18 protein-coding genes are annotated in these 23,975 nt (G+C 63.8%); 4 read left to right on the plus strand and 14 right to left on the minus strand.

Annotation, left to right across the window (positions count from 1 at the left end; genetic code table 11):
• Positions 1 to 10: 10 nt before the first annotated feature.
• The 9 genes from PCA20602_RS05845 to PCA20602_RS05885 all read right to left on the minus strand — a co-directional run bounded on the left by PCA20602_RS05845 (position 11) and on the right by PCA20602_RS05885 (position 13,215).
• Positions 11 to 3,400: a hybrid sensor histidine kinase/response regulator gene (locus PCA20602_RS05845; RefSeq protein WP_150720381.1), complete on the minus strand. Its 3,390-nt coding sequence runs from the start codon at positions 3,398 to 3,400 to the stop codon at positions 11 to 13.
• 29 nt (positions 3,401 to 3,429) lie between these two features.
• Positions 3,430 to 4,104: a response regulator gene (locus PCA20602_RS05850; RefSeq protein WP_069343144.1), complete on the minus strand. Its 675-nt coding sequence runs from the start codon at positions 4,102 to 4,104 to the stop codon at positions 3,430 to 3,432.
• A gap of 215 nt (positions 4,105 to 4,319) precedes the next feature.
• Positions 4,320 to 4,895, minus strand: coding sequence for a hypothetical protein (locus PCA20602_RS05855; RefSeq protein WP_150720382.1), 576 nt, complete (start codon positions 4,893 to 4,895; stop codon positions 4,320 to 4,322).
• 454 nt (positions 4,896 to 5,349) lie between these two features.
• The gene (locus tag PCA20602_RS05860; RefSeq protein WP_150720383.1) at positions 5,350 to 6,192 is read right to left on the minus strand and encodes a sulfite exporter TauE/SafE family protein; all 843 of its coding nucleotides are present in this window, start codon (positions 6,190 to 6,192) and stop codon (positions 5,350 to 5,352) included.
• A gap of 259 nt (positions 6,193 to 6,451) precedes the next feature.
• Positions 6,452 to 7,765 carry a CaiB/BaiF CoA transferase family protein gene (locus PCA20602_RS05865; RefSeq protein WP_150720384.1) on the minus strand — a complete coding sequence of 438 codons (1,314 nt, stop codon included), beginning with the start codon at positions 7,763 to 7,765 and terminating at the stop codon, positions 6,452 to 6,454.
• Positions 7,766 to 8,008: 243 nt separating this feature from the next.
• A complete protein-coding gene (gene corA, locus PCA20602_RS05870) occupies positions 8,009 to 8,986 on the minus strand; it encodes a magnesium/cobalt transporter CorA (RefSeq protein ID WP_150720385.1) in 978 nt (325 codons plus the stop codon).
• Positions 8,987 to 9,068: 82 nt separating this feature from the next.
• Positions 9,069 to 11,774, minus strand: a complete 2,706-nt coding sequence (locus tag PCA20602_RS05875) for a bifunctional acetate--CoA ligase family protein/GNAT family N-acetyltransferase (RefSeq protein WP_150720386.1) — start codon at positions 11,772 to 11,774, stop codon at positions 9,069 to 9,071.
• Positions 11,775 to 12,007: 233 nt separating this feature from the next.
• Complete coding sequence (dps, locus tag PCA20602_RS05880) at positions 12,008 to 12,493, minus strand: DNA starvation/stationary phase protection protein Dps (RefSeq protein ID WP_150720387.1); 486 nt, start codon at positions 12,491 to 12,493, stop codon at positions 12,008 to 12,010.
• A 149-nt stretch (positions 12,494 to 12,642) separates the two neighbouring features.
• The gene (locus PCA20602_RS05885) at positions 12,643 to 13,215 is read right to left on the minus strand and encodes an HdeD family acid-resistance protein (protein ID WP_150720388.1); all 573 of its coding nucleotides are present in this window, start codon (positions 13,213 to 13,215) and stop codon (positions 12,643 to 12,645) included.
• A gap of 580 nt (positions 13,216 to 13,795) precedes the next feature.
• On the opposite strand from PCA20602_RS05885, the gene PCA20602_RS05890 reads away from it, so the two are divergent.
• From PCA20602_RS05890 to PCA20602_RS05905, 4 genes are read left to right on the plus strand one after another with little or no spacing between them, the layout of a single operon-like run.
• Positions 13,796 to 14,323: a Csu type fimbrial protein gene (locus tag PCA20602_RS05890; RefSeq protein WP_150720389.1), complete on the plus strand. Its 528-nt coding sequence runs from the start codon at positions 13,796 to 13,798 to the stop codon at positions 14,321 to 14,323.
• 15 nt (positions 14,324 to 14,338) lie between these two features.
• Positions 14,339 to 15,106 (plus strand): fimbrial biogenesis chaperone, encoded by a 768-nt coding sequence (locus PCA20602_RS05895; RefSeq protein ID WP_150720390.1) that lies wholly within the window; start codon positions 14,339 to 14,341, stop codon positions 15,104 to 15,106.
• Positions 15,093 to 17,768, plus strand: a complete 2,676-nt coding sequence (locus tag PCA20602_RS05900) for a fimbria/pilus outer membrane usher protein (protein ID WP_174980836.1) — start codon at positions 15,093 to 15,095, stop codon at positions 17,766 to 17,768. Before PCA20602_RS05895 ends, PCA20602_RS05900 begins: the two co-directional genes overlap by 14 nt.
• Positions 17,765 to 18,724, plus strand: a complete 960-nt coding sequence (locus PCA20602_RS05905; protein WP_150720392.1) for a Csu type fimbrial protein — start codon at positions 17,765 to 17,767, stop codon at positions 18,722 to 18,724. The genes PCA20602_RS05900 and PCA20602_RS05905 overlap by 4 nt, the downstream gene beginning before the upstream one ends.
• 31 nt (positions 18,725 to 18,755) lie before the next feature.
• Here PCA20602_RS05905 and astA read toward each other — a convergent pair whose 3' ends face one another.
• The 5 genes from astA to PCA20602_RS05930 all read right to left on the minus strand — a co-directional run bounded on the left by astA (position 18,756) and on the right by PCA20602_RS05930 (position 23,897).
• The gene (gene astA / locus PCA20602_RS05910) at positions 18,756 to 19,811 is read right to left on the minus strand and encodes an arginine N-succinyltransferase (RefSeq protein ID WP_150720577.1); all 1,056 of its coding nucleotides are present in this window, start codon (positions 19,809 to 19,811) and stop codon (positions 18,756 to 18,758) included.
• Between the two features lie 220 nt (positions 19,812 to 20,031).
• The gene (locus PCA20602_RS05915) at positions 20,032 to 21,273 is read right to left on the minus strand and encodes an aspartate aminotransferase family protein (RefSeq protein WP_150720393.1); all 1,242 of its coding nucleotides are present in this window, start codon (positions 21,271 to 21,273) and stop codon (positions 20,032 to 20,034) included.
• A gap of 210 nt (positions 21,274 to 21,483) precedes the next feature.
• Positions 21,484 to 22,206, minus strand: a complete 723-nt coding sequence (locus PCA20602_RS05920) for an amino acid ABC transporter ATP-binding protein (RefSeq protein WP_150720394.1) — start codon at positions 22,204 to 22,206, stop codon at positions 21,484 to 21,486.
• A complete protein-coding gene (locus tag PCA20602_RS05925) occupies positions 22,190 to 22,942 on the minus strand; it encodes an amino acid ABC transporter permease (protein WP_069343131.1) in 753 nt (250 codons plus the stop codon). Before PCA20602_RS05925 ends, PCA20602_RS05920 begins: the two co-directional genes overlap by 17 nt.
• A gap of 175 nt (positions 22,943 to 23,117) precedes the next feature.
• On the minus strand, positions 23,118 to 23,897 hold the full coding sequence (locus tag PCA20602_RS05930; protein WP_217432373.1) for a basic amino acid ABC transporter substrate-binding protein: 780 nt from the start codon (positions 23,895 to 23,897) through the stop codon (positions 23,118 to 23,120).
• Positions 23,898 to 23,975 lie beyond the last annotated feature (78 nt).

A 23,975-nucleotide genomic window follows, 5' to 3' on the forward strand; every position in this document is an offset into this window, starting at 1 on the left:
AGGTCAGGTATCACGCATCGCTGACGATGGCATGCCCTTGCGCCCGCAACCAGTCGTTCCAGGCAGCATCGAGCGCGTCGAACGCGGCTTCCATCTGCCCCACCGACGCCTGCGGGGCGAGGTGTTCGACCTGCGCGGCCAACGACGCCAGCGAACTCAGCCCAAACGCCATAAAGCCGCCTCGCAACCGATGCGCGGAATGGCGCAGCGTCTCACGTGAGACGTCGGCCAATGCGGCGCGGCAGTTCGCAATGTCCTGATCCGCTATCGTGACGAACGTGTCGAGCATGTCCGACAACGGCAAGCGCCAATCTTTTCGCGACGCCGTTTCCGGTGCCGGCTTCGGTGCGCTCTCGATCAGACGCGTCGATGCAGGTAGTGGCGCAATGTCGACGCAAAGCGACGGGTAGCGGGAGCGAACCAGCTCGATCACCCGCAACAATGAACGCGCATCGACCGGCTTGTAGACAACCGCATCGTAAGGCGACTTCGCTTCACGATCGTTGCGAAGCGTGACGTCCGCCGTTGCCACCACGACAGGCACGTGCGGTGCACGCGCCTTGATGTCCGTCGCCAGCGCATGCCCTGAAATATGCGGCATGTTGGCGTCTGTGATCACGAGCATGTGCGAATCGGCGTCAAAGGCGTCGAGCGCTTCACGTGGATCGTGATAGCAGTCCACCATCGCCCCCAGCCCCTCCAACTGACGCGACAGCAACATGCCGCTGATCGGATGGTCATCCGCCACCAGCACGTACCATCCGGCCAGCGGCTTCACACGCGCCTGCGCATTCGCGGTGCCCGGCACCGGCAATTCCCCGTGGGTCGCCAGCCCCGGTCGAGGCGCCGAACCCAGCGCCTCCCAGAGTTCGGCCTGCTGGAAGAGCGCGATGTCACGCGGCCATACCGGCGCGCTGCCAGCAAGACGATCCACTGGGGTGGAACGCAACAAGTAGACTTCGGCGCCGGCCATTCCTCGCACGGGCCATTCGTCGGCGAACATCAACAGCCCCGAATCCTGCTCGCGGCCCAAGCCGGTGGACCAGGACACCGCGTCGTCATACCTGACCGGCTGGAAGCCGGCGCGGCGGATCAATGCGTCGAGATACCAGTGACGACGCGGCATCGCGCTGACGTAGGCGAATGTCTCCGGAGACTCCGCGACGACAGGCGCTTCGCTGTCCGGCGCCCAGGGCAGATGAAGCGTGAAGCGCATGGTCGTCCCCTTGCCCTCCTCGCTGTCGACTGCCAGCACGCCACCGAGCATGCCGACAAACTGGTGCGAAATCGCCAGTCCCAGCCCAGTCCCATGCTGCATGCCAGGCTCGGTCGTACTCTTGCCGAACGGACGGAACAAGTCGGCAAGATCCGTAGCCGCGATACCGACACCGCTATCACTCACGGTAAAGGCCACATCGCAGCCCTGCATATCCGCACGCGTGACCATCGCGGCAAACGCAACGTGTCCGTTCTCCGTGAACTTGATGGCATTGCCGACGAGATTGGTCACGACCTGACCGAGTCGCAACGCGTCGGTATGCACCGCGCGCGCGAGCTGCGGATCGATCATCCAGTCGAGTGTCAGCCCCTGCAAACGCGCACGTCCCGTAAACGACAAACCGACCGCCTCAAGCTCCTTGAGCAGTGAGCAGTCGCGAGAATTCAATTCAAAACGTCCCACCTGAATGCGCGAATAGTCGAGCAGATCGTTGATGAGATCGAGCAGGTTGCGCGTCGAGCTTTCCATCACGTCGACGTAATACCGGTGGTCGTCGCCCAGGTTCTGCGCACTGAGCAGTTCGATCGACGCGAGCGTGCCGTACAACGGCGTACGCATCTCGTGACTGACCGTCGTCAGGAACACGTCCTTGGCGCGATTGGCACTCTCCGCCGCCAGACGCGCCTTTCGTTGCTCCAGCTCGAAGCGCCGCTGCTCGGTAACGTCAGAAAGCGTACCTATCAACACCGGCTGCTCGCGAAACACGGTATCGACGAAACTCACGGCATAGTGGCGCTCGCCGGCGTCGTCGAGCGCGCTCAGCAGCCGGCGCACCGGACGCGCAACGACTCCACTGTGAAGCTGACGGTACATGCGAGTGAGTTCGCCATCGCCGAGATGACGCAGCAGATCGACCGTGCCCGCATAGGCCGGATTGCTCATCACCACAGCGGGTTCGAACGGATCGATGATCGCCATGCCGACGGGCGCGGTTTCGATGAGGGTCTGCGTAAAGGCGTCGCGCTCGAGCAGCGCCGTGGTGCGCTGACGTGCCGGCTCGATGATGCGCTGACGCATGTATCGCATACCCGCGTACACCCCAGCGGCATACAACAGCAGCAATAACGTGGCGCCCAGCAACAACGTAGCGTTCTCACGCAACAGTTGCGCCGGACGCACCGCGTAGCGAACGTACCACGGGGTCGATGCCAGCCGGCGTTCGAAGACGAGCCGCTGACCATCGGTACGCAACGTCATCTGCGCACCGCCGAAGAGCGGCAACGTCACCAGCGTGCGCAAATGTCCCAACGACGACAGCGGAAGACCGGCACTCGCGATCACGAGGCCGTCCTCCGAAATCAACTGGAGCGCTTCCCCGGTACGTTCGAGATGCCGCATGCGCGGCGGCACGATCATTTCGGGCGACATGCTGGTGCCGACGTAGAGCACCAGATGCCCGTTGAGATCGCGTATCGGCACGAAGCTCGACACGGTCTTCAGATGGGTGACGGGATGTTTGTAGTTGTACGTCCAGAACGGGCCGTCGCTGTTTCCGCGCACCCGCGCGTGATAGCGCTCGACCTTGTTGATCTCGGCGAGCATCGCCTGCGTATCGCGCGCCAGGTCGGCGGGACTGAAGGCCTCACGGCCGATGGCGGGCCGATACGTCGCAAAGGCGCCGTCGGCAGAAATGATGAAGGTTTCGTCCTGGGCGTCGAGCGGACTCCAGAAGTTGGCGTCAAGCACCATGAGCCGTAAGGTCAGACGCGCCAGCGACTCGGCGCGCTCCGGCGGGATATCCGCCAGCTTGACGATTTCGAATTCGCTATCCCACCCGACACCGCTGATACGCCGGGCACTGCCGACCGGCATGGACACGAGCGGCTTGAGGATCCGGTCCGTCAGCGCCTGTGTCGCGCCGCCCGGACGAACCGAGCTGGCTTGTGTGGCCTGCGCCATTGCGCGGGCCTGCTCGTTGAAGATTTCCAGATCGCGGATTTCCCGGCCGACCGCAGCGAAGAACGACTCCGTCTTTTGCCCGCTTTGCCAGAGTGTGCCAAACAGCGCGTACGAGATGGCAGCAACCCAAACGGACAAACCGAACAAAAGGGCAAGCAGGCCACCAATGCGAAGCAGGCGGCCGGCGATCGCGATGTCACGCGTCATCGTTCTGGCAGGCATAGACTCCAACGTCTGTGAGCGCGGCGGACTCAGGCGGCACTCGGCGCTTCGGCGTCGCTATCGCGCCCGAACTGAACCGGGCTCGAGACATGCAGCTTGAACAGTTCCATGTCGGTCCGGCAACCCAGTTTGCACATCGCCATACGTTTCTGATTGTTGATCGTCTTGGCCGAACGCTTGAGCGCACCGGCAATCTGCGACACGTTCTGACCGTCCAGATACATGCGCAGCACTTCCATCTCCTTGGGCGAGAGCGGGCGGCGAGCGGTGGGCTTGCGGCGCATCTGCTCTTCGAGGATCTGCTCGGCGCGGCCACCGCGATAACTCATGCCCCGGCGGCAACGCTCCACGCAGACCGTGATTTCACGCAGGTCATCGGATTTCGTCATCACGCCCAACACGCCACAGCTGTCCAGCGCGTGGATGATGGCCGGCTGCTCGATCGACGTGAACACGATGATCTTCACATCGGGATACTTGCGACGTACGCGATTGATCATGACGAGACCATCGCCGAAGGCACCGCCCGGCATGCAGTAATCGGTGATCAGGACGTCGACGGAGTTCGTCTCGAGCGCCTTGAACAGTTCCGTTGAGTTGGAGACCGGAGGAAGCACGTGAAAACCGGGGTCCGGGGAGAGCATTTCACGTAGCGTGGAGGCGACGATCGGGTGATCGTCGGCAATCAGAATCTTTACCATCATTTGCGAGATCCTTTTAGAAGAATTCAGTCACGGACGCGCGCGATCCTCCGCTTTGTCTGCGCGTCATGACGTCCCAAAAAGAGGAATGTGTGTCTTGCCGACACACCCGTTGGTCACGAAGTCGTAACCGCATTGCTGCCAGGCGACGAAGCGGGACTCGACAGTCCGGCGCAAAGGGCCTTCTCGCCCCTGCCTGTCGCCTGCGCTAGCCGTCGCTAGCCAGCGACATCGGCAGTCTTGGCGCCGTCGACGGTGGTCCAGGCCGAGCACGTCTTGTGCCCTGTCAACCGGGATGTGTCCGTGCCGATCACCGGCTTGACACAGTAACGAATGCGAACGCCGCGCAAGCCGGCCGAGGGCATCATTTCGCGGGCGCGCCCGACCACGCGAATGCGCGTCGGTCCGGATGCCGCTTCCCACAGATGCACGCTATCGGTCTCGGGCCAGTCCGCCATCCAGCGATACGAGCCACTCACGACGACGCCGACTTGCGGCGTACCACTCATCTTGACTGCCGCGGCCACCGGTCGCATCCGCGTTTCGACTTCCCGCGGCACTGCATCCTGCGACTCCACGCGCGACAGCGATGTCCCTTCCATTTCCGATTCGGAAGCCGGGCCGCTCACACTTGCCGTCGATGCCTTGTATTCACTACATCCGACAAGCAGTGCAGCCACCAATGCGCCGCCCAAACGCATCAGGGTCGTCACGGCGCGCCGCCCACTTGCACGCCCAGCCTTCGGGCGGCTGGACGAATCGGCCAGGAAAGCGTCAACGTAGGTTGTGGTCATTGGTCCATTACCAATCGCATTGCCGCGTGACATCAAAACGTTACGCGTCACTTTCACGACCAGCGGAAATATAGGATAAATCTACAAAACCCTACCGTTTTGGAACTCTTTATAGGAAATATCCTAGTCCAAAATAGGAGGATCACCGTTCGCAGCTCACGTGGCGCACGCATTACATTGCATCTGTATGCGGGAAAAACTCAAGTGACGTAGTGCAAACGCTCACGCAGCGTTCTAATGGACAGTCAGGTGAGGAAAAGATTCATTCGAAAGGTGACTGTGACGCGAACCACAGTCCCTGAGTCACGCAAGACCGGCGTATCGAATATCAATAATTTCACTCGAAAGACGTTGCGAATTTCGAGGGATTTGGATGCGCGGTTTAATAGCGAATCAACCACCGATTAAATCGATGGTATTTCTTAGGCTTGCGGGATTTACCGCTTTAAGAGAATCACGCGCCAAAGGCTTTAACGAACATTCCCAGCGCGACGGCGGCCATGAGCACAGAAAAGATTTGCTGAAGCCGGGTTGGGGCGAGACGCGGTGCGAGTGCACGCCCGAACAGCATTCCGGCGACCGCCCCGACGACGAACGTCCAGCCTTGCGCCCCCGGGTGCATGCCGTGCCACCAGGCGTTGGCGACGGTACCCGCGGAGATGAGCGCAATGACGAACAGCGACGTCGCCACGACACCGTGCACCGTGATGTCTGTGAAGCGGCGCAGCGCGGGAACGATCACAAATCCGCCGCCCACGCCCAGTAATCCCGACGCAAAGCCCGACACCGCACCGATAACACCGAGCGTGCCAGCCACTCGCCGCGTCCAGTGCAGACGCCCCGTAGACGGATCCATACGGCACGGCGGCAGAGGCGCACAGGACACTGCCGCCCCGTTGTCGGCCGCCTTCGCCGCACCGCCTCGCGACGCCCGATACATGCGCGCCGCAACGATGAGCATCGCGACGGCAAACAGCCCGACGAGCCATCGCTCCGGCAGCCGATGCGCCATCCAGCTACCCAGCGGCGCCATGCAAACGCCAATTCCCGCCATCAATATCGCAGCCCGGTATCGCACAATCCCGGCACGCAAGCCCTGCGCGCTACCGACCGCAGCGCTCGCTCCCACAGCGAGCAACGCCACGGGTCCCGCCTGTGGCACGCCCCACCCCAGCCCGAAGACCAATGCGGGAACGGCGAAAATACCGCCGCCAGCCCCGGTAAGACCCAGCACGAGACCGACAGCCGCACCCAGGACGGCGGCAGCAGACGAGGCGCTCGAAAAGTCGGGAAACATGGGCGAGATCCAGCGAAAGGTGATTTGGCACACGATCCAAATCACTATTGGTCATATGCTTATGACGATGAATTATATAGAAATGGGCAATTCAGGAAAAGTCCCGGCGGTGGGTTGCCCTAACGATGGGTGCCACGATAAGGACGAATGACGGCAGATGAGGGGAACATGGCGTCGTCGCAAAACGCCAAGGCAAAATGAAAAGCGGCACTCCAGGAGTGCCGCATGATCTGAAAACGAGGGAACAGACGAAATCAGACTAGGTGCGAGATGCCTCCGAGGGCGGCGTATTCTCCGCCTCGACAGCATCAAGTTCCGCGAGGATGTCGCCCGTGTGCGCGCCGGGTGCGGGCGGATCGATCCGGGTCACCGGGCTTTGTCCGTTCAACCGAACGGGCGAGACGATCGTGTGCGTCGTCTCGCCACTGGGCAGCACCATAGGCCGCACCCATCCCATGTGCGCGACCTGCGGATCGGCAAGCACGCGCGAATACGTGCTGATCGCTGTACAAGGCACCCCGACGGCAACGAGCCTTGCCAGCCAGACGCCTCGATCTTCCTGCACGAATACCGCTTCGAGCACGTCGCGCAACGCAGCCTGATGGCGAGCCCGCTCGCGCGCGTTACCGAACCGCGAGTCGTCGAGCAGATCGACCCGGTGCACCAGTGCGCAGATCGCCTGCCAATGGGCCGGTCCGTCGAGATCCATGCCGAAATACCCGTCGCGCGCCCGGAACGTGGGCCACGGTGCCACCGGGCCACCAAAACGTTTCCCGTCAGGACCACTATCAGCGACATTGCCAGCCAGCGGAGACCCCTTGCCGAGTCCTGCCGCATCGGCCAGCGCCTGCCGTTGCCGGGACATCGAGGGCACGCTTTCGCCGACCGGTTGCACCATCGCTGCCGCAGGAACGAGCCCGGCCCGCTGGGCCGCTTCAGCCCCGGCGTCTCCGGCGCGCAGGGCCGCAATCGCGAGCGTCGCGCCGAGCATTGGCACGTCGATATGCACGCCTATCCCCTGCTGCTTCGCTGCGACCAACGCTGCCGAGACAGAGAATGCGGCGTAAAGGCCGGCGGCAAGATCGGCAACCGGCAGGTCGCGCGGCGGCTCGGCGCCGTGCGACGCCGCGCCGAGCATTCCTCTGAGCGCTTCAAGCGCGGGCACGCCGCCCTGTTGGGCCGCCGAGCGCGGGCCATCCTGACCGAAAGCGGAAATGGAGACGTAGACGAGATGCGGCTGAACACCGCTTAGCGCGTCATAAGCGAGCCCCGCACGCGACAGTGTGCCTGGCGGCAGACATTCGATGACGACGTCCGCCCCGCGCACCAGGGTGTGAGCAAGGCTACGGCCTTCGAGTGTGAGCAGATCCAGTGCCACGGATCGCTTGTTGCGCCGCAAACCCAACTGCGCGGTTTCGCCGAGCGGGTTCTGGCTATCGCTGGAAAGTTCGTCGACAGGTTCGTCGACCATGATGACGTCTGCGCCCATGTCGGCCAACAGCATGCCGCAATAGGCACCCGCCGCGCCGCGACAGAACTCAATGACGCGGATCCCCGTGAGTGGTGCGTTCAATATCTGACCCCTTTTTGCCTGACGGTTTGTTGTAGTTTTCAACCCTTGGCAACCGTCTGACGCGGCGTTGACGCATTCTAGAACAGTTACTCCACGCCGGTCACTGCGAAAAAATGGAGGATCGACGGCGCGTTGCCACCGGGCAACAGGGGCGGCCGCAAAGCCCGTCAGGACATGCACCTGACATGAAAGGCAAGGCCTTGCCCCCGCCTTCCCCGGCCTTCCACCCCCTCGCCCCAGCGGTCAAAGCCAGCCGGCTTTACGGAATTTGAGGAACAGCAGCAGGTCGATGATGATCATCACGGCGATACAGATCGGGTAGCCGTAATGGAGCTTCAATTCGGGGATGTCGTCGAAGTTCATCCCGTAAATCCCGGCGATCATCGTGGGCACCGCAAACAACGCCGCGAACGACCCGAGACGTTTCGTCGTTTCGTTTTCCGACAGCGAAATCATGCCGAGATTGACGGACAACGCGGTTGTCACCATTTCACGCAGCAAATCGATGTTCTTCGTAATGCGCTGAAGGTGGTCGAAGACGTCGCGAAAATACTCCTGCATACCGCCGCAAAGCTTTGGCGCCATCGCCCCGAACAGCTTGCTGACCGCCTCCATGAGCGGCACACAGGCGTGTTGCAGCGTAATGAGCCGGCGCTTGAGCTGATACAGATCCTCGATGATCGCGCGCCCTTTGGTGGGCGCATTCGGCGTGAAAATCTGCTCCTCGATGGCTTCGAGTTGCGCTTCGAGATCGTCGAACACCGGAAAGTAGCTGTCGACGATGGCGTCCATCAATGCGTAGAGCACGAAGATGGACCCCTGAAGCAGCAAATGTGGCTCCTTCTCCGCACGAGCGCGCACCGCACCAAGCCCCTGCGTCGCATTCGAGCGGACTGAGAGCACGTAGTTGTGCCCCGCGAAAATCGCCACCTCACCGATCGAGAAGTCGCCGGCGTCGTCCTTGTTGAGCACGTGAAGCACGGCAAAGAGCGAGTCGCCGTACTGTTCGATTTTCGGACGCTGATGACCGTGCTGCGCGTCTTCGACGGCAAGGTCGTGCAGACCGAACTCATGTTGCATCTGCGCCAGCTCTCCCGGGCCCGGGTCCTTGAGCGCCACCCAGACGAAGCAATGCGGACGTTCGAGATAGTCCGAGATTTCGTCGGGGTGCAGATCGGCGATCTTGCGGCCATCCTCATAGGCCACGCAATTCACTAGCATTCGTCTTCCTGGTCGAGGCGGCCGCCCTGCCCCGCGAGCAAACGCCGGGCGCAGTGAGCGTGCCGGCCGCCATCGTCCGCCGTCACATCTTGCGTGTCTCCCGCGCCTGCGCCGTCTGTTGCAGCGGCAGCCGGATATGAAGAATGCCCGCCTCCATTTCCTTGTCTTCGACAAAACCGAGATGACGGGCGAGTGTCAGCATACGCGTATTTGCCGAGAGCACATAGCCGATGAGTTCCCCAGTGCCCCGCTTGCGGCTGTAATCAACGATGTGCTCCATGAGCGCGCGTCCCAGGCCGCGCCCCTGCGCCGCCGGACTCACCGTCACCGCAAACTCGGCGACCGTGTTGTCGGGATCCGCGAGCGCCTGCACCACGCCGAGCAAACGGGTTTGCCCGGCCTCGTCCTTTTCCGTGGCGACGAACGTCATTGCGCGGTCGTAGTCGATCTGCGTGACGCGCGCCATCTGTGAGTGCGACAACTCCTTGATCAGCCCGAAGTAGCGGAACTGGACGTCTTGCGGTGTAAGCGTATGGAAGAACGCGTTGTACGCCGGCTCGTCCTCCGGCCGGATCGGACGCACCCGCACCGGCTTGCCGCCCGCATCCACGGTACTCTCCAGCTCCTGCGGATACGGCGCGATGGACAGCCGGCCATGTCCCGGCACGGCAGGCGCGCGCGCCACGATGCGAGCGTCGAGCGCGAGCACACCGCGTGCGTCGGCAAATAGCGGATTGATATCGAGTTCCGCGATTTCCGGCACGTCGCACACCAGTTGCGAGAGCTTCACCAGCGTCAGATAGATCGCCTCATGATCGGCGGCGGGACGATTGCGATACCCCGCCAGCAGCCTCGACACGCGTGCACGCGCCACCATGTCGCGCGCGAGATTCAGATTCAGTGGCGGCAGCCCGATCGTACGATCGGCAATGACCTCGACGGCCGTGCCGCCTTGCCCGAACAACAGCACCGGCCCGAAAACGTTGTCGGTCGCCACGCCCACGATCAATTCGAACGCCTCCGCGCCGTTGGCCATGCGCTGCACCGAATAACCGGTCACGCGAGCGTCGGGTTTCGCGGCCAGCGCGCGCTTGCGAATCTGACGCGCGGCCTCGCTCGCCTGCTCCGCCGTTTCGATGTTGAGCACGACACCGCCGACATCCGACTTGTGCGTGATGTCCGGCGAAATCAGTTTGACGGCCACCGGAAAGCCGATGCCCTTCGCCAACTCGCCCGCGAGTTCGGGCGTCCCGGCGACGAGCGTCTCCACGACCGGAATGCCGTAGGCAGCGAGCACGCCCTTCGCTTCCGGCTCCGTGAGAAGCGCTCGTCCCTCGCGCATGGCACTGTCGACGATGGCCCGCACACGCGCCACGTCGGGCGCGAATCCCGGCGGAATGGAGGGCGGCGTCTCCATCAGCAGCGACTGGTTGCGTCGATAGTTCACCGCTTCGAGAAACGCCCGGGCGGCATTCTCCGGCGTGTCGTAGGTCGGCAGGCCGGCCTCACGACAGATGCGACGCGCGCGCTCGGCCGTCTCGCCACCGAGCCAGCAGGTGAAGACGTTTTTTGGTGGCTTGGGTAACGCCGCAAGCGCGTTCGCAACGTCGAGACTCGGCATGACGGCCGTCGGCGCCTGAATGAACAGCACCGCAGCCGTCTCGGGGTCGCCGCACAGCGCGGAAAGCGTTGCCGTATAGCGGTCGAGGTCGGCGTCCCCCCCGATATCGACCGGGTTGACCCGCCCCAGCGTCTTCGGCAGCGCGGCGTCGAGCGCCTCGCGCGTCGCGTCGCTCAGATGGGCGAGCTTGCCGCCTTCGAGTATTAGCGCGTCGGTGGCCATCACGCCGGCACCGCCGCCGTTGGTCATGATCGAGAGTTTGTCGCCGACGAACGGGCGTAGACGGGCGAGCGTCTCGACGGCGGCAAACAATTCATCCGTCGTATCCACGCGCAGCATCCCGGCGCGCCGGATGGCAGCGTCGTACACGTCGTCCGATCCGGCCAGCGCCCCCGTATGCGAGGCGGCTGCCTGCGCGCCCTCGGGCACGCGTCCCGACTTGATCACGACGACCGGCTTGTTACGTGCGGCCGCGCGCGCAGCCGACATGAACTTGCGCGCGTCGCGAATCGATTCCATGTACATCAGAATGGCGTCCGTGCCCGGGTCGCTCGCGAGATAGTCGAGCATGTCGCCGAAGTCCACGTCCGCGCTGTCGCCCATCGAGACGAAATGCGAAAAGCCGATCTCACGGGCATCGGCCCAGTCGAGCACAGCCGTCGTCAGCGCCCCCGACTGGGAGACGAAGGCGAGTTTGCCCGCCCGCGCGCCCATGTGCGCAAAGCTCGCGTTCAGGCCGATGCCGGGGCTCAGCAGCCCGATGCAGTTCGGCCCGAGAATGCGCAGCACATGCGGCTTCGCGTTCTTGAGCATGCGCTCCTGCAACGTCACGCCGTGGCGATCTTTCTCGCGTGCGAGTCCCGAGGTCAGCACGACCACCGCGCGAGTACCGCGCTCGCCGAGTTCCTTGATGAGATCGGGCACCGTGGATGGCGGCGTGCAGATGACGGCGAGATCCGGCGCCTGCGGCAGATCGCCGACATCCCGGTAGCACTTCAGACCGGCCAGCGTCGAATACTTCGGATTCACCGGATAGATGTCGCCCTTGAAGCCCCCGTCCACGACGTTCTGCAGCACGGTCGTACCCACGCGGCGCTCGCGATTGGACGCGCCGATCACGGCGACCGATTTCGGCTGGAACATCTGGCTCAGGTTACGGGTAGTCATAGCGGCTCCGGGGGGATGCAGAAGATGCAGGGGATGCGGGGCAGGACATGCAAACGCGCGCGCCGGGATATGCCGGTGCGCGCGTTCGTCTTCGGCCCTCGGCGAATCGACCGAATCTGCCGGTCTGACAACGAGATGCGCGGGTCACGACACCGATGTCCGTCGAGGACCCGGCACCGTGCCCGTGCGTGTCGCGGGCACCCGAACGGATGCCCGGCAACCGCGTCACTCAGTCACTCACCGCGCAGGTGCGCTTCGACCTTCCACAGGTGATCGTCGACACCGCGCGAGATTTCGGTGAAGACGTCCGACGTGGTCGCGTCGCCGATTTCGGCGGACGCATCGATCAGGCCACGAATGATCTCGCCATACGCGGCGAGCGCTTCGGCCAGTGCAGCGGCATGATCGAGACCGCGCTTGAACTCGTTCTTGTAAGTCGGCAGTTCAGTCTTCTGAGCCACCGTCTGCACGCGGCCATCAGCCACGCCGCCCAGCGCGACAAGACGTTCGGCGCACAGATCGGCCCACTCGATGGCCGCGTTATAGACGTTGTCGAACAACAGGTGCAGCTCGATGAAGCCCGGGCCATGCACGTTCCAGTGCGCCTGCTTCGCCTGACGCTGCACATCGATGCCGTTGACCAGCCCGCGACTCAGTTGATTGACCGATTCGATACGGATTTTTTCACCGAGCGTGTTACGCGTATGATTCAGAGCCATTTGACACTCCTGACGTCTGGCGGCCCGCAGGTCGCCGGGGGGGGAAGCCGTCGGCATCGGACACCGGCCGTGCTGCCTTGCTGGCCGGGCTCGTGCGGACGAAGGGAAACGGATGGGATGTGTGCTGAGTTCACCCTGTTTGCGAGGGGTCAGGACCCGAGGTGCCCCGAGGGCGCAGGCGACACACGGTGCCCTGCGCCTCGCAGTCTGAAACCGGCCATTGCCAGCAGCACGCCCCAGATGATGGCCCACGACCCGATGGCCCAGATCAGGGCGAGCGCGCCCGCGCCCGGCTGCCACATGATGAAGATGGCAAACAGAATGCTGAACACGCCGGACAGAATGACCCACAGTTCGCCCTTGATCTCGCGACGCAGCGCGATGCCGGCGGCCACCTGCAACACGCCGGTGACGAAACTCCAGGCCACGATATAGATGAGCAACGCCACGGCGGTCAACGCCGGGTTGAGATAAGTCAGGACTCCGATGACTATGCCCGCGATACCTTGCAGCAGCGGCAGCCACCAGTCGGCGTGCTCCTGGCGCGCGCTCCATGCGCCGCCGAGCGAGAAGATGCCGTCCACGAACGAAAACGCGCCGAAACAGAGCACCAGCACCGCAATCGTCACGCCCGGTAACGCAAAGGCCGCGATTCCGAAGATCACGGCCAACACGCCGCGCAGCACAAGCAACCACCAGTATTTCGACAGAAGTCTGAGCATGGCATCCCTCTCGTGAAATATCCGCAGGCAGCGAACACGGGCGACTGACGGCCTAGCACACGTTTGATGTGATTGGGCGCCCGATGCGCGTCAAGAAGTCATTCTAGAGACGGCTTCGACGTGAGAGCAAGTGAAATATGTGCGAATGCTTGTGCCATCGGCAGCCACTTTGACGCGCGTCATCTGATGTCGATTTGCTGCGCCGCATACCAGACGGCACTTTCAGTGCCGGCGCCCGCGAATCTCGCGCCAGCCCTGCGGCATGGGGCCGCACCTCACGACGTCACCCCACGATCGTTACCGGAAATCCCCCCGATCATGCGCACTGCGTCACAAGAGAACGTGCGCGTTGCGCGTATGTATCCGACACTCGCCGAGCGGCATTTCCGCCTTCGCTTGGGATCATTCCGAAAACACTTTGATCGGGCGTATTTCGGGCAAATGCCTTCATAAACTACGTAAAAAGCGTCCGAAACGTAGTGCGTGAACGGGCGTGATGTGCACGTGATGTGAACGTCAATAACGCAGTCCCCACAGCAATACATCGCTCTATCAAATAGGACTCCAAAGGAGAATCATCATGAACCGACCGTTGCTTTGTCTGGCCGTCTCCGGCATCGTCGCTGTGCTCGGACACAGCACCCCATCACACGCTGCCGTCTACTCCAATGGTTCGGCCACCGCGCAAATGCGGGTGCAACTGACGATCCTGCCCGGCTGCACGATCGCCGCCACCCCCATGACGTTCAACGCCGTGCAGGGCTCGGCGACCGGGCCGGTGGCGAGTACGTCGTCGCTCACGGTCATCTGCACGGCCTCCACCGGCTACAACATCGGCCTGAATGCCGGGACGGTGCCGAACTCTACGGAGACGAACCGCCTGCTGGCCGGCACACTCACCGGCAACACCACGACCATCCCGTTCGGCCTGTTCCAGGACGCCAACTACGCCACGCCGTGGGGCAACACGCAAGGCTCGAACACGCTGAGCGACTCGGGCACCGGCGTGCTCAAGACCTATACCGTCTACGGTCAGGCCACGCTGTCGGCCACCATGCCCGAGCCGGACGTCTACGCTTCGACGGTGACGGCAACTGTCTACTTCTGACACATCAGGTCAATCATGACGATCAAGCGTCCTCCGAGCCCCGTCGTCCGGCGACCTACGGCCTACGCATGCGGCGGCGCCTTTGTCGCGCTGCTGACCCTCTGCGTGACCGACGGTAACGGCGCGACGCTGCAAGTCTCCCCCGTCATCGTCAACATTCTGCCCACGCAGCCCGCCACCACGCTGACGCTCGGCAACTCCGGCGATCTGCCGATTCACGGCCAGCTTCGGCTATACGCCTGGACACAGCGCAACGGCGACAACGTACTCACACCGACCGAGACGCTCATCGCCAGCCCGCCCATCGTGCGTATCGAGCCGGGCGAGCGGCAGATCGTCCGGCTCGTGCACGTTGCCCGCAAGCCCGAAGGTAATGAACAGAGCTACCGGCTGCTGGTCGACGAACTGCCGTCGGCCGACGCCACGCCGTCTGAGGGCGTGTCCATCCGCCTGCGGTATTCGCTGCCGGTGTTTGTGCAGGCAGCCAACACGCGCGCGCCATCGCTGCATTTCGACGTACGCATGGCGCAAGGCGAGCTGGAAGTACGCAACGACGGCGAGCGCCATGCCCAGCTTGGTGCGACACGGGTGCTCGATGCCTCCGGGCGCAGCGTCGAACTGACACGCGGCCTGCTCGGCTATGTGCTGGCGGGTCAGACACGCCGCTTTGCCGTGCGCTGGCCCGCAGGGGCGCCGCCGGTGGCCCCGTACACGGTGGAGTCGCGCATTGACGCGGTACCGATGCGCTTTGCCGCAGACGTCTCGCCGGATGGCGAGCGCTAGCCGTGCCGCCGCCCGCCGCGCTCTCAGGCGCGCCGCGCCAGTGCAGACCGGTGTCGCGCCCCGCGCCACGGGAGTGTCCGCTGCGGTCTCGATGAGCGCCGCGCTCGCCACGTTTGCGGCGCTCTCGACGGCATCGGCTGGTCCGGCGTTTGGCGCCCCGCCGGAGACCGACGACATCGATCGCACGCGCGCGAGTTCGGCATCGGCGCCGCACGCGCCCGGCATGGCGTTGTTCGATGACGCGACACTGGCGGCCGCAGGCAAGCGTACGCCTGCCGTCAGTGCCGACTCGACTCCGGTGCCAGGCATGACCGCGACCGCCGGCATCTCCCGGTTCGACGGCCCTTACGTCCTGGAAGTCATCGTCAACGGAGAGTCGACCGGGCGCATCGCACCTTTCACGAGACGGCAGGGCCGCTGGTACGCGAAAGCGGGTGACCTGCGCGCACTCGGGCTCACGTCGCATCGGCTACCGCCGAACGACGCGACCGACGTCGCGCTCGATTCGCTCGACGGCATTCGCACCGCTTACGACGCGTCGCGCCAGACGATGGCGCTCGACGTCGGCGACGCATGGCTCTCGCCATACCACCTGAGCAGCCCGCAGCCGCTGGTTCTCGGCGCGAGCGCCGACACTGGCGTCATCGTCAACTACGATGGCTACGTGCAACGTGACCGCTTCACCCGCGCGTCGCTGTGGAGTGAAGTTCGCGGCTTCTGGTCAGGCGGCACGCTCCAACAAACCGGCCTTGCCGAACACGCTCGCGGGCGACACGGCTACCGCCGCTACGACACCTGGTGGCAACACGACGACCCGTCGCGCCTCACCACCTGGATTGCGGGCGACCTCATCACCGGCTCGCTCTCATGGTCGCGCTCGTTGCGCATCGCCGGCGTGCAATGGCGCCGCAACTTCGCATTGCGCCCGGACCTCGTCACCTTCCCGATCCCTGCATTGCGTGGCAGCGCCGTCGTGCCCTCCTCCGTCGACCTCTATCTCGACGGCGTCCGACGCATGGGCGGACGCGTGCCGCCGGGCCCCTTCGTCATTCAGGAGACCCCGGGGCTGACGGGCGATCTGCAAGCGAGCGTGGTGACGCGCGATGCGCTGGGCCGCGAACAGATCACCACGGTCCCCCTCTATATCGACCCGCGTCTGCTCGCGCGCGGCCTGTCGAGTTTCTCCGTGGAAGCCGGTCTGCCGAGAGACGACTACGGCGTGCGTTCGTTCGCGTACCGGCATCACCCTGTCGCTTCGCTGGCCGCACGCTATGGCGCGACCGATACAGTCACCGTCGAAGCGCAGGCACAGGCCGGCCGACGTCTCGCGCTGGGCGGCGCGGGTGCGCTCGTCGCACTCGGGCATGCGGGCGTCGTGAGTGCGTCGGCGTCGATTTCCGGCGGACGCGGTACCGGCGGCCAGTGGAGTGCTGGCTATCAATACCTGTCGCGACGGGTGAGCATCGACGCACAGGTCATCCGCACCACCGGGCGCTATCACGACATCGCGACGCTCGACGGCGTGCCGGTGCCGCGCGCCAGCGACCGCGTGACCGTGTCGATTCCGTTTGCGCGCAGCAGCACCGCGTCGCTGGCATGGTTCGCGCAGCGTGCGTCGCGCCAACCGGCCACGCGTGTGCTGTCCGCCAGCCTCACGCTACCGGCGGGCACGCGCGGCATGCTCTCCATGGGCGGGTTTCGCGACTTCGCCCGGCGACGCTCCCACGGCGTCTTCGCCATGCTCAGCGTCTTGCTGGGCGGCACGTCAGACAGCGCGAGTGCGGCGCTGGGCAATGCATCGTTCAGTCAGCAGGACGGGCAAACGCAGGCGTGGGTCGGCGCGAGTCGCACGCCGGACTACAACGGCGGATGGGGATGGCAAGTGCTGGGCGGACGGGCGTTCTCGCAACGCACGATGCAGGGCGAGGTGCAGTATCTCGGCCGCCACGGCGAAATCTCGGCCCTCGCGCAACGCGTGGGACGTCAGTCGGGGGCTGCGCTGGGCATGACCGGCGCGCTGGTCGTCATGGACAACAGCATCCACGCGACACGCCGCACCTACGACGCCTTCGCACTGGTCAGCACCGACGCCCAAGCGCATGTGCCGGTGCTGCGCGAATCGGTGCCCGTCGGACACACCGATTCGCGTGGCTACTTTCTGGTGCCCGACCTGAACGGTTACGAAGCCTCGCGCATCGGCATCAATCCCATGCATCTGCCCGCCGACCTGGAGGTCACCACCACCGAGCGACGTGTGGCCCCGCAAGCACGCAGCGGCGTGCTGGTGCACTTCCCTGCGCGACGCTACCGGGCGGCACTCGTCACCCTCGTCGATGCGTCGGGACAGCCGTTGCGGCCGGGCACCTCGGTCCGTCATGTGCAAAGCGGAATCGTGACGGTCGTGGGGTATGACGGCGAAGTGTTCGTCGACGCACTCGGCGCGCGCAACACGCTTGAATCGCGTGACGGACGCCAGCGTTGCCGCGTCTCGTTCGACTGGACGACGCCACCGGAAGGACGTATTGCCCGCGTCGGCCCGCTGGCGTGCGTGGTGTTCGGCACGCTGGCGGGCGAATCGGCGTCGCCCCCGGCATCGCCGGCAGCGAAGGATCCAGACAACCCTCCGCCATCGACGCCATCGTCACAAGAGAGCCACTCATGATCCTCAAGCGCGCATCGCTCGCCGCCGGATGCCTCGCGTTAGCCCTTAGCGCTCAGGCACAGACATGCGCGGTGGGTACGCCGACACTCGCCTTCGCCGCCTTCAGCCCGATTTCGGGATTCGCGCTCTCGGCCACCGGCACGTTTCCCGTGTCATGCACCTGGCCCGTGCTCGGCGGCAACCCGAACGTCAAACTCTGTTTGTCGCTCAACACCGGTCAGCCCCTCACGCTGACAAGCGCCGCGAGCGCCGGCAGTGTCATCAATTTCGGACTTTTCACCGATCCGTCGTTCTCGAATGCGTGGGGTAGTAGCACGAGCAACGTTATTTCGCTCACGATGGCGCGTCCGTTGCTCGGCGGCACGGTGACGCAGAACGTCAACTTCTACGGCAGGATTTCGGCAGGGCAGACCACGGTGCCGACCTCGGGCAGCAGCAATACGGTCTATTCGCGCACGTTCGCGTCGGCCGACACCGTACTGCAATACGCGTCCTACGCCGCGCTCTCGCCCGCGCCGGCCTGCGGCACGGCCATGACAGCCGTCCCCGGTTCACCGTTCACCGCCAATGTCACCGTCATCAACAACTGCACCATTGCTGCGGCCAACATCACGTTTGCGACGCAATCGGCACTCGCCAGCCCTGTTGCCAGCAGCGGGCAACTGAGCGTGCAATGCACGAAGAACGATGCCTTCCGGGTCAGCCTTTCGGGGGGACTGCTCGGGACCGTGACGTCACGCACGATGACCGGGCTGACGGCGAGCGTGCGCTATCAGCTGTATCTGGACAGCGGCTACGCCACGATCTGGGGGGATGGCACGGCGGGCACGTCGCAACTGACCGGCGTGGGCACCGGTCTGGTTCAGGTCATTCCGATCTTCGCGCTCGTCCCATCACAATCGACGCCAGCCCCCGGCGTCTATACGGACACGGTGACGGCGACGATTCAGTTCTGAGCGCGCTCGGAGGAACGCTTGCGCAACGGGGTCAGACGGCTTCGGCGCGCGGCGGCTTGAGCGGTAACACCTGCACCCGATCACCCTGCTTCACGCCGAGCGCCTTCGCGGCGAGCGGGCTGAGCGCAAACGCACGTCGCTCGGGACGCCCCGTCACCAGCGTGGCGCGGAACCCGTGCAGACCGAGGCATGCCACGAGATAGGGTTCGGCATTCGGCGCGACCGCAGGTGCCCCGTCATCGGTCGTCACGATGTTGACCGACAGGTAACGGCTATCGCGCGCCGCGCGCAAATCGGCCACCCGCGCTTCGAGCACCGGACCGCTGTCGAAGATATCGACGTGCGCGCCGGAGCGCATCCCTTCCTGTTCCAGCAAACGCCGCGCCGGTAACGTATCGCGGTGTGTCACGCCGATCGCCGCCTGTGCCTGCGGCGACAGGAAGTCAACGTAAATGGGGTATTTCGGCATCAATTCGGCAACGAACGACTTCTTCCCGATGGACGTCAGATAGTCCGCCTGATCGAAGTCGATCTTGAAGAAGTGCTGCCCGAGCGACTGCCAGAACGGGCTTTGTCCATCGTCGTCGAAGAATCCGCGCAGTTCGGCACACACGTGCGGGCCGAAGCGCTCGGGGAACTGCGCCATGAACAGGAAACGCGCCTTCGAGAGCAAGGCGCCATTGCCGTGGCCTCGCCACTTGGGGTCGAGCAGCAGCGAGCAAAGTTCGCTGTAACCCGTGAGATCGTTCGACAGCGAGAGCGTAAGCATGCGCGACCACACGTTCAATTCGCGGCTCGCGTGGACGATGGTGTCCTTGCGATACGTGTAGAAAGGCTGCTCCAGCCCAACGGCCGCCTCCAACCCGCAGACGCCGGCGATCTCCCCGGTCTCGACGTCTTCCATCACGAACAGATAGCCCTGCTCGGCCGTAGGCGCCTGACCCTCGACCGTGGCGGCCACGCGCGTCAGACGCGCCTCCAGCGCCGCCCGGTCCGGTTTGAACGACGTCATCCCCGGGCCGGCCAGCGCCGCCAGGGCGAGCAACGCTGGCAGATCGCCCGGACGCGCCAGACGCACCACACGCAACGAATTCGCCGCGCCGTCGTGCGTGGGATCGGTCTCGGTGAGCGCGTGGGTTTGGGTCACCGCTTTCGATGGATGCATCATGTGGGGCATTCCGTGATGGAGGATGGGAAGCGTTGGATCCGTTGGATACAACAAGGGCCGGAGCGACGTCATCCGTCGGTCCGGCCCGAAGTCCTGGGCATGGCTCAGGCCCTGGCGTGCAGAAAACGCAGCCGCGCGATCAAGCAGCCTTTGCCGTTGCCGCCACCGTCGCGACTGCCTTTTCCAGCGAGGCGAGACCGGCGTCGATGTCGGAGAACGGGATGTTCAGCGACGGCGCAAAACGCACCACGTCACCGCCCGCGACCAGCAGCATCAGGCCGTTCTTCTCAGCTTCGCCGACGATATCCTTCGCCCGGCCGGCAAATGCCGGCTTGAGCACGGCGCCGATCAGCAGGCCCATGCCGCGCACCTGTTCGAACACCCCGTGGCGGGCATTGATCGCTTCGATACCCTTGATGAAGTGATCGTGGCGCGCCTTGACGCCGTTCAGCGTCTCGGCCGTGTTGATCAGTTCCAGCACACGGCCGGCGATCGCCGTGGCCAGCGGGTTACCGCCGTACGTGCAGCCGTGCGTCCCCGGCGAGAAGCTTGCCGCGATCTTGCGGGTCGTGAGAATGCCGCCAATCGGATAGCCGTTGCCCAGTGCCTTGGCCGTGGTCAGGATGTCCGGCGTCACGCCGTATTGTTCGTACGCATAAAGCGTGCCGGTGCGACCGACGCCCGTCTGCACTTCATCGAAAATCAGCAACGCGCCGTGCTGATCGCACAGCTCGCGCAAGCCCTTCAGGAATTCCGGATCGGCCGGCAGCACGCCGCCTTCGCCCTGCACCGGCTCGACGATGACAGCCGCCGTCGCGTCCGAAATCGTCGCCTTGACGGTCTCGAGATCGTTGTACGGCAGATGCATGATGCCGGCCGGGATCGGGCCGAAACCTTCGGTGTACTTGGCCTGACCACCCACGCTCACGGTGAACAGTGAGCGGCCGTGGAACGAGTTGTAGAACGAAATGATCTCGCTCTTTTCCTTGCCGCCACGCTCCGCAGCGTGATCGTACGCGTAACGACGCGCCAGCTTGAGTGCCGCTTCGTTGGCTTCGAGGCCCGAATTGCAGAAGAACGCCTTGTCGGCGAACGTGGCCTCGGTGAGCGCCTTCGCCAGACGCAGCACCGGCTCGTTGGTGTAACCGTTGCCGATGTGCCAGACCTTGCGGGCCTGATCTTCGATGACCTTCACCAGTTCCGGGTTGGCATGGCCGAGCGCGTTGACCGCGATCCCGCCGGTGAAATCGACATACTCGCGACCTTGCTGATCCCACATGCGCGAGCCTTCGCCGCGCACGGGCACCATCTGGGCAGGAGCGTAATTGGGCACCATCACGTCGTCGAACGTCTGGCGGGTCACAGCGATTTGCTGGCTCATGACTACCTCGTGAAATCGGAGTGCAATCTGCGATTGCGGGGCAACGTCGGACATAGGTCGCTGCCCTGTGAAAAAACCTGGCGAATGGCTCAGGGTGCCTGCGACGCGCCGGTGCTCGGAGTCACTCGGCGCGCGTACCCTCGCATTGTAATCAGATGCGGCGCGCGGATATACCTCTGCGCGTGTCGCGGTCGTGGGAATTCGTGAGAATTACAGGACCTTGCGCAAAAATTCGCGCGTGCGTTCGTGCTTGGGCACCGTGAAGATCTGCTCGGGCGGGCCTTCTTCCATGATCACGCCCTGATCGATGAAGAAAACGCGATCGGCGACTTCCCGGGCGAAACCCATTTCATGGGTCACCACGACCATCGTCATGCCTTCTCCGGCGAGCGACTTCATGACTTCCAGCACTTCACCGACCAGTTCCGGATCGAGTGCGGACGTCGGCTCGTCGAACAGCATCACCGTCGGCTTCATGGCGAGCGCGCGAGCAATCGCCACGCGCTGCTGCTGGCCGCCCGAGAGCTGGTTCGGGAACGCGTCGATCTTGTCGATCAGACCGACCTTCCGGAGCAGTTGCTCGGCGATGGTCACCGCCTCGGCTCGCTTGATGCCGTTCACCTGCATCGGTGCAAGAATCAGATTCTCGAGCACAGACATATGCGGGAACAGGTTGAAGCGCTGGAACACCATGCCCACGCTCGCACGCATGGCATTCATGTCGGTCTTCGGATCTTCCACGTGAAAACCGTTGACGAGCACTTCGCCGCCCGACACGTCTTCCAGACCGTTCAGGCAGCGCAGAAAGGTGCTCTTGCCGGAACCCGACGGCCCGATCACGCACACCACTTCCTTTTCTTCGATGCGGCACGAAATGCCGCGCAGTACGTGCGTCTCGCCGTACTGCTTTTGCAGGTTATTGACGACGATCACCTTTGCCGTACCTCGTTTCAAGATGTTGAACAAATGCCGACAGCACCAGCGTGATCACCCAGTAGATGAGCGAAATCGTCAGATACGGCTCCCAGTAACGGGCGTAGGCGCCCGATACGGTACGTGCCGCGTACGCCAGTTCCGCCAGACCGATGGCCGACGCGAGCGACGAATCCTTCACGATGGCGATGGCGTTGTTGCCCAGCGGCGGCAGCATGCGGCGGAACGCCTGCGGCAACACGACCTTGCGCAGCGTCTGCATATAGGTCATGCCCAGCGAGCGGGCGGCTTCGGCCTGGCCCCGGTCGATCGACTGGATACCGGCGCGGAAGATTTCCGACACGTAGGCGCCGGCATTGAGCGAGATCGCCAGCACGGCCGACATGAACGCGCCGTACTGCGAGCGGATTTCACGGGCGAAATCACCGCTCACGAGCAGGCCACCCGACGGATTGATCAGCACGGGCATCAGCGCGAAGTGAATCAGCAGAATCTGCACGAACAGCGGCGTGCCGCGGAAGAAGCTGACGTAAAAGCGCACCGGATATTGCACCGCGTAGCGCAGGAAATACTTATAGAAGCCGTGACGCGCTTCGGCCAGACGGCCAACGCCAAGCACGAGCCCAAGTAACGTGCCGGCGATCACACAGATCACCGTGCACTTGAGCGTCATCAGCGTGCCCTCGACGAACAGGGGCATGTATTCGCTGATGATGTTCCACTGGAACCCACCCATGAAGCACCTTTCTCACAAAATGAAACGGACCGGAAAGCCTCGACTACCCGGCAGAAAAACGCTCGCGGCCCGGGGATGACGTCGTAATTCGACGATCAGCTCACGGGCCGCGAGTGGCCAGAGTCTCTGGCGCGCGTGGCGCGAATCTTACACGCGTTGAATGCGGTGCGCCGGTTTACTGCTGCGGCAGGGTCGGCACGTCGGCGTCGAACCACTGCTTGTAGATCTTGGCGTAGGTGCCGTCAGCCACGATCTTCTTCAGACCGGTGTTGATCTTGTCGAGCGCGACCTTGTTACCCTTCTTCACCGCGATACCGAAGTACTGGCGCTTGAACTTGTTGTCGTAGACCAACTTGAACGGCTTTTCCGGGTGGCTCTTGATGTAGAACTTGATCACGCCGACGTCGCCCACGGCGGCGTCTACACCACCGCGATACAGCTCTTCGAGCATGAGCGGCGTGTTGTCGAAGCGGCGGATGGCGGTGCTCGCCTTGCCGAGTTCTTCCGAGACGGCGATGTCGCCGGTGCTCGAATTGACCACGCCGACCTGGAGCTTCTTCAGATCGGCCAGACCCGTGACCTTTGCGGTCGGTGCGGTGATGATGACCTGATCGGCCGGGAAGTACGGGGCCGAGAAGTCGACCATTTCACGACGCTTGTCGGTAATGGTGATGCCGGAAATGATGATGTCGCGATCGCCCTGATCCAGCGTGGCGAAGATGCCTTCCCACGGCGTGCTGACCAGCTTGACGTTGAAGCCGCCGGCCTTGCCGATCGCCTTGATCACGTCGATATCGAAGCCGACCAGTTCCTTTTGCGGCGTCTCGAATTCGAACGGACGGTACGTGCCGCCTGCCCCTACGGTGTAGGTCGGATCGGCGGCCTGCGCTGCCGGCAGCGCGGCGAAGGTCGTCAGAATACAGGCGGCGGCCAGCACCAGGCGCTTCGTCAACATATTGATTTCCTTGGCGAGAATTCTAGAAAGAGCGCAATGATACTCCTCGCTGCCCCCGAAACGTAAAAAACCCGCCAA

This window comes from Pandoraea capi (genome assembly GCF_902459735.1).
Classification (GTDB): Bacteria; Pseudomonadota; Gammaproteobacteria; order Burkholderiales; family Burkholderiaceae; genus Pandoraea; species Pandoraea capi.

What these genes read in the sequence shown, in the direction of transcription:
- PCA20602_RS05845 (WP_150720381.1), bottom strand. Translation starts at nt 3,400, where the DNA reads ATGCCTGCCAGAACGATGACGCGTGACATCGCGATCGCCGGCCGCCTG.
- PCA20602_RS05925 (WP_069343131.1), bottom strand. Translation starts at nt 22,942, where the DNA reads ATGGGTGGGTTCCAGTGGAACATCATCAGCGAATACATGCCCCTGTTC.
- PCA20602_RS05860 (WP_150720383.1), bottom strand. Translation starts at nt 6,192, where the DNA reads ATGTTTCCCGACTTTTCGAGCGCCTCGTCTGCTGCCGCCGTCCTGGGT.
- PCA20602_RS05895 (WP_150720390.1), top strand. Translation starts at nt 14,339, where the DNA reads ATGACGATCAAGCGTCCTCCGAGCCCCGTCGTCCGGCGACCTACGGCC.
- PCA20602_RS05915 (WP_150720393.1), bottom strand. Translation starts at nt 21,273, where the DNA reads ATGAGCCAGCAAATCGCTGTGACCCGCCAGACGTTCGACGACGTGATG.
- corA (WP_150720385.1), bottom strand. Translation starts at nt 8,986, where the DNA reads ATGCTAGTGAATTGCGTGGCCTATGAGGATGGCCGCAAGATCGCCGAT.
- PCA20602_RS05885 (WP_150720388.1), bottom strand. Translation starts at nt 13,215, where the DNA reads ATGCTCAGACTTCTGTCGAAATACTGGTGGTTGCTTGTGCTGCGCGGC.
- PCA20602_RS05900 (WP_174980836.1), top strand. Translation starts at nt 15,093, where the DNA reads ATGGCGAGCGCTAGCCGTGCCGCCGCCCGCCGCGCTCTCAGGCGCGCC.
- dps (WP_150720387.1), bottom strand. Translation starts at nt 12,493, where the DNA reads ATGGCTCTGAATCATACGCGTAACACGCTCGGTGAAAAAATCCGTATC.
- PCA20602_RS05930 (WP_217432373.1), bottom strand. Translation starts at nt 23,897, where the DNA reads ATGTTGACGAAGCGCCTGGTGCTGGCCGCCGCCTGTATTCTGACGACC.
- PCA20602_RS05905 (WP_150720392.1), top strand. Translation starts at nt 17,765, where the DNA reads ATGATCCTCAAGCGCGCATCGCTCGCCGCCGGATGCCTCGCGTTAGCC.
- PCA20602_RS05850 (WP_069343144.1), bottom strand. Translation starts at nt 4,104, where the DNA reads ATGATGGTAAAGATTCTGATTGCCGACGATCACCCGATCGTCGCCTCC.
- PCA20602_RS05875 (WP_150720386.1), bottom strand. Translation starts at nt 11,774, where the DNA reads ATGACTACCCGTAACCTGAGCCAGATGTTCCAGCCGAAATCGGTCGCC.
- PCA20602_RS05890 (WP_150720389.1), top strand. Translation starts at nt 13,796, where the DNA reads ATGAACCGACCGTTGCTTTGTCTGGCCGTCTCCGGCATCGTCGCTGTG.
- PCA20602_RS05855 (WP_150720382.1), bottom strand. Translation starts at nt 4,895, where the DNA reads ATGACCACAACCTACGTTGACGCTTTCCTGGCCGATTCGTCCAGCCGC.